The sequence below is a fragment of the Lacticaseibacillus jixiensis genome (genome assembly GCF_042847315.1).
Lineage (GTDB): Bacteria > Bacillota > Bacilli > Lactobacillales > Lactobacillaceae > Lacticaseibacillus > Lacticaseibacillus jixiensis.
In genome coordinates this window covers 1-2792 of record NZ_BAAFPR010000070.1, presented here as the reverse complement: position 1 = coordinate 2792, position 2792 = coordinate 1, and the positions used below count along the sequence as shown (strand labels likewise).

Below are 2792 nucleotides of genomic sequence, written 5' to 3'. Positions count from 1 at the left end.
TATCTTCAATCGCTGGATTTAAGTGCATATAAACAGCGGCAAATAATTCCGGCGGGCCGGCTGCCCGTGTCTGGAATTATTTGCCGCTTTTGTTTGAAATCGAGTTGGTATAAAGCGCGCGTCGACAAAAACGAGTTCAATTGACCACGCATATATAGTCATGTCTAATAGATAACCAATTCATCTCCGCTATTACCAACCACCGTCAGTGATCTGCTGTAAGTTATCCTCTAACCATCGCGCCATGACTGTAGCTTTAAATAAGTAACGACCACTACCGCGACCACCAGATGGCCAACTAAGGATCGCATGGATGGCCTCTAGTTCAGCACGTTTTGGTATCAACACGTGCTGAATCAGAACATCGCGCCTAATGCCATTAAGCCGCTTTATAATGTCATTAGTTCCCCACCTAGTACCTAATAGCTCATTCTGCATTGCTCTTTGCGTCTTAGCGCGGAGGGCTACAAGTTCATCGGCTGTAATAAGATACATGGTATCAGCGGATGATTGAACAACCTTAACTCTTTGCATTGTGTATGCCTTCTTTGTGCTCATGTAAAACAGACCATTGATAGCCTAATGGTCAATGCTCTGCAACTGCTACCATGCTATTACCAGAATAACGCAGCACTTAACGCTCAGTAATCATCATAAATACGTGGTTTTCAGGATAAAACAACGGGTAAATCGGGGTAAAATCACCCCCTTTTAACGAATATTTGCCGTGCACTTGGAAAAAGTTCCCTATGCCCCGTATCCCTAAAATCAAAAAAATTAAATTTGAAGTGGGGGGACTAATCATAGAGACGCAACAGTTTGAAATCTTCGAGGACGCTTTGAAGTATCTTACCCGTGCTACGTTGCCAAGAATAAGTTCCCACATGTCCAAAGTAATTTGATTCAGTATGTTCTTTCCTAAAATCTTGTTCAAACTTATCAAACGTCTCCACAATCTTATCGACTAGCTCAATGTCGTTACTGATTGTCTCTCGATCTAAGTGCCCATTGTTAAGCATTCGAATTGCGGCTAAGTGTTGACGTATCTCTAACACATCGGCAACGAGCCCCCGTCGAAAAGCAATTGCACGATTAACCCGCTCCATATTATTTGCTTCTTCACCAACTGCTGGCGCAAGGCTCGGGATATGATATGGCTCATATTGGTAATCTGGATAAGCCGTAGGACCAATCTTGTCAAATGTGATTAGCGTATCCACCTTAACTAATAACTGTTGAATCTGTTGATTAAGTCGTTCCTCATACATCCCCGTATACTTGGCAATCTTCATTGCATTCCGGCTGGTTATTAATGACACCACTACAGCTCCAATAGTCCCAACCGCGCTGAACCAAGTTGCCATGATCTCAGATTGATTGTAGTTACCCAGTGCTGCCATGACGCTACCCACTAATAGACCACCAATTGTTCCAACTGCAAGACTTAAAGCGATACTCCGCCAGTCAACTCTCATCCCCGAATCACCTCAAACAAATAGTACCCTAGCCGAAGCTAAGATACTATCTTACATTGCGTTTATTTCTCGTAGTCATGCGCGGGCGCGGGCAGTGACAGCGGTAAGAGATTGGCTAGGTATAACCACACTAAGATGTTAATCAGATGGATATAGGCTGCACGTACGCCGGATTAACGACCTAATCAGGTAGGGTGATATGTGCTAACCCGTTCATGAATACGCGTTCTATCCAACGAAGGCTGTAATCCATGTCGATAGAGATAGCATATTGTGTGCGACCGTCTATATAGTACCGTTCGAGGACTGCAGCCTCAACGGGATTATCCAATGAATCCAGTGCTTCGTATATTTCTTTTCGAACTACCTTACCCCGAGAAACTAGATTATCTAATCGTTCTTGCAGCCGTTCGGCTTTTTCATAACGTGATTCATATTCACGAAGCGTCATCATTACATGCGCTGCACTCGGGACAACACTATGGACTCCATCATCAATATTCAGTTCCCTAAGTCTCATTTCCGTGTCATTCATTCGAGAACGTATCGGCAACCAACGTCCAAGAAATACTTTCTTCTCTTGATAGTCGGTATCAGACTGCCTCATACCTTCTTCCTCCACTACTTAACATGGGTAACATTGAAGTGCCAGTTTAAATCTCCAACGTCTTTAGCCTTAAAACCAACTAATAGCATAGCGGCTTTAAATGCGCCATTGGAGACATAAACACCGCTGACTTGTTCGAAATGATGTTTTAAATTGTAACTTGATTGTTGGAGATTAAAGACTTTTCGCTGTTTTAACTTGCAACACCAATTTAACAGCAACAACTGATCAAACATGTCCAATCTAGACAGCGCAACGGGTGAATCACATTCTTCAAATCTTTTCCTGTCAGACGGTGGGTATGATGCATCGCCTGGGACTGGCCAGGGTTGATTGAGTATAGATCTATCTATCTTCATCTTATTTATTCCTTTCCGGGTACAAGGTACAAGATAGGTACAACATACATCTTGTACCGCTATAATCGTTGATATATCGGCGTTTCTAGTTGATTTTAGGGCCGAAAATTTGTCTTTAGATAGTAATTTTTCTTTTATATAAATAACTATATAAACCTGGATTATTCACCTCGGTATTGGGGACATGAAATCGCATCTGGCCGGTCTGAAAGCAACGTTTGGATCGTTGCGAATACTGACTGAGCGGAGAAGTTGGTGATCGATGCACCACGAACAGACCGACCCAGTTTTCGGCTCGACGCACGACCTATTCAGTTATTCAGTTCAGGTCGCCAACTGATGGACTTCGTC

Annotated in this window: 4 protein-coding genes; all 4 read right to left on the bottom strand. The window is 43.1% G+C overall.

Annotated elements, in window-relative coordinates:
- Positions 1-192: 192 nt before the first annotated feature.
- Entirely contained in the window at positions 193-534 is a 342-nt protein-coding gene (locus ACGG90_RS15410; RefSeq protein ID WP_390410715.1) for a DUF771 domain-containing protein, read from the bottom strand.
- A 263-nt stretch (positions 535-797) separates the two neighbouring features.
- On the bottom strand, positions 798-1475 hold the full coding sequence (locus ACGG90_RS15405; protein ID WP_390410714.1) for a hypothetical protein: 678 nt from the start codon (positions 1473-1475) through the stop codon (positions 798-800).
- Between the two features lie 181 nt (positions 1476-1656).
- Complete coding sequence (locus ACGG90_RS15400; protein ID WP_390410713.1) at positions 1657-2082, bottom strand: hypothetical protein; 426 nt, start codon at positions 2080-2082, stop codon at positions 1657-1659.
- 14 nt (positions 2083-2096) lie between these two features.
- Entirely contained in the window at positions 2097-2441 is a 345-nt protein-coding gene (locus ACGG90_RS15395) for a hypothetical protein (RefSeq protein ID WP_390410712.1), read from the bottom strand.
- Between the last annotated feature and the right edge of the window lie 351 nt (positions 2442-2792).